This window comes from Longimonas sp., from assembly GCF_040409695.1.
In the GTDB taxonomy this organism is placed as follows: domain Bacteria; phylum Bacteroidota; class Rhodothermia; order Rhodothermales; family Salinibacteraceae; genus Longimonas.
In genome coordinates this window covers 1-2,803 of record NZ_JARWGJ010000041.1, presented here as the reverse complement: position 1 = coordinate 2,803, position 2,803 = coordinate 1, and the positions used below count along the sequence as shown (strand labels likewise).

Here is a 2,803-nt window from a genome sequence, read left to right as displayed (position 1 = left end):
CATCCGCGAGATACGAGACAAGTCAACCATGGTCGTTTTCATAGGGCTGTCGGGAAGTTATCGGTGGGATGCGTCGGTGTGGTGTAGCACGAGTCCGGCATGGGCGTCGACCTCAAGGTGCAGCGCCTCGGCATCTTGCTGCAGGCGGTCCGTTTCCGAGGAGGTCCATGCAACGTCATAGATCCCGCGCAGCAGTTCAGGCAGGGGGATGCGGGCGCTGTGCGCTTCGTTGCTCCGGTTCAGCACAACCACGATGGATTCGCGATCGTGCGTGCGGCTATGGCCGGTCAGAGGGCGGGGGGGAGAAGGGAGTTACGTCAACTTGGTTCGACCCGTTGCTTTCCAGCTCGTTGGCGGTGGCCGTTACGCGGTAGTAGTAAAGCGTTCCGTTCTCCACGCTTGTGTCGGTGAAGTCGGCAGCGCTCAGCCCGCTTTCGACGGCAGTAGCGTTGGACACGTCGCGAGAGATGGGCTCGGTGGCGCGGTACACCGTGTACGCGTCTACGTCGCTCACGCTGCTCCAGCTAAGCGCAACCTGCGAATCTCCCGAGGCGGCCTCCAGCCCCGAAGGAGCCACAGGCGGGCGTGGGTCGGGGTCGTCTCCGGGGTCGGTCGAGGAGTCGCATCCTGCCGCAACCACGCAGAGTGCGAGAACGAGTATGCTCATGCTGAGGCGATACAGGAAGCGAGGCGGTGTGGTAGGCATTATCGTACGCATTGACATATATGGAAAATCGTTTTGGAGTCCACTAACGAGTCGCAGCAGGCGCAGGCACCAGGATACGGGCACGGTGCCTGCGCCCTGCTACCTGCTTTATCGCACCACGGTAATTTTCTGCGTGAGCGTTTTGCCTCCCACATGCAGGCGTCCAAAGTAGACCCCGCTGGCCAGCCCATCGGCGCTGAACTGCGCCTCATGAGTTCCTGCCTGCTGCGTCCGATCTTCGATCACCTTAACGCGGCGCCCGAGCATATCGAAAAGCTCAATGCGCACATCGTCGGCCTCGGTCAAGGTATAGGCAATGGTCGCCTGGTCGCGTACCGGATTCGGATAGGCACGCAGGCTCACCTCGGTGGGAAGCGCCTCGCGGGCTTGCTCCTCAATGTACGCCTGCGTCCCAATAGCTACACGCAACGACGTTGCGTCGGGGCCCGCATCGACCGTCACCGGCTCGCCCGGACGCATGTCATGAACGGTTCCTTCGGCCTCGTCGATCAGGGCAACCTGATAGCCTCCTACAGCCTCCCATTGACCGGCGGTCAGCGAAACAGTCATCGACTCTGCAGCAGAGAGCGTGAGCGCAAACGACTCGCCCTCACCGTTCATTGCACGGTATTCGCGCGTCGATAGGCGGGCGCGCTCCGACGCAGTTTCTTCGGTTTCAGGTTGGATGCGCAGGCTAAGCGCTTCGAACGATTGGGGCGGCGCTATTACGCTTGCCTGCTCGCCATCTACGCCCAGATAGACAGCCGAAGCGGCACGCTGGGCGTCTTCATCGTGTGCCGGTCGCGCGGTGAGAGATAGCGCAGCCGGACGTTCACTTGTTGCGGCGGAGGCCGTCGTAGCAGCGCTCGACGAGGACAGCGGAATGTTCAGCGCGTCGCGGCCTGAATCGTCATTGAAGAAGTAGTACGCCACGCCTTCCGTAGCCGACGTGAACGTAGGGGATTCGCTGAATGCCCCGTCGAAGCCATGAATCGGCTGCAGTTCACCCGCGTTGGCCGCGTCGACGGCATCCCAGTCTACCGACTGTCCGAGCGGATTCGAGATGATATTCCATCCTTCCTGCAGGTCGATTGTCGCTGTTCCGGTTTCAGCATCTACCGCCACCTGCTCAAATGTATCGCTGAAGGTCCAGTTTGACCGGCTTGTAAGCCAGAAGCCATTTCCAGGACGCAGGTCAAACGCATCGGAGCCGTCGAACGCGATGAGGAAGTCCTCGTCGGACCCATCGTCGAGGTAGGCCTGCCAGTCGCGCTCTGCACGGCCCGACACTGCCTGTGCAAGCGGTAGATTTACGTCGCCAGGCAGGGCCACAAGGCGATAATTCGCCGCGTCAACGGGAGCGCCTCCAAAGCCCCGGTCGATGGCTACTTCAAGTGCCTGAGACTGTAGCAGCCCGTAGCCGGGCCAGTCTTCTTCAGGAAAGGCGACCGGCTCGTTGACCAACACATGAAACTGACTGGGCTGCATGGTAACCGGGTCATTGCGATTCCCGTCATCGACCTCAAACGCTTCGCCGGGGAAGAAGTCGTACCAGGTGCCGTTCTCCAGAAAGCTCAGATCCGTTTCCGCTTCCGTCAGTCCGAAGTTTCCAACGATATGCACCTGCTGACTGCCTTCGGTGAGCGTAATGTGGCGGACGGGATCGTTGCCCGGCCCCACATCAAGACGCTCTACACTGGTGAGCGAGCGCATCGGCGCAAACTCCTGACGCAGGTTCAGGAGCGCGCCCCAGGTTTCGTAGACCGCGCGGCGATCGGGGTCGTTAAAGTACTCTTGGGTGCGCACCGGCTTGGGGTCGGTCCGCCCCGGATCGTCGGGGGCGCAGTCGCCATCGTCGCCAAACCCGCCCGGCTTGAGGCACTCATCTTCGCCCCATCCATAGCCCAATTCGCCCAATTGCCAGAGCATACGTGGGCCGGGCACGGTCAGGAAGAAGCCGCCCATTAGTTTTTGGCGCTCCAGGGCTACCTCGAGATCGGTGGTGTCATACGACCCATCGTCGCTGGCATTACTGTCCGCGCCGAGGTCGGAGGCGAGTTCCTCGGCGTGTTCGTCGAGACTCATACCCTGCTTTTG

3 protein-coding genes are annotated in these 2,803 nt (G+C 61.4%); all 3 read right to left on the bottom strand.

Going from position 1 to position 2,803, the window contains the following annotated elements; genetic code table 11:
• Positions 1-57: 57 nt before the first annotated feature.
• A complete protein-coding gene (locus tag PPP56_RS02270) occupies positions 58-252 on the bottom strand; it encodes a hypothetical protein (protein ID WP_353562375.1) in 195 nt (64 codons plus the stop codon).
• Positions 253-277: 25 nt separating this feature from the next.
• A complete protein-coding gene (locus PPP56_RS02265; RefSeq protein WP_353562373.1) occupies positions 278-667 on the bottom strand; it encodes a SaeA-related protein in 390 nt (129 codons plus the stop codon).
• A gap of 147 nt (positions 668-814) precedes the next feature.
• Positions 815-2,803 (bottom strand): alpha-amylase family protein (locus tag PPP56_RS02260; RefSeq protein ID WP_353562372.1); only part of this gene is annotated, 1,989 nt, incomplete at its 5' end.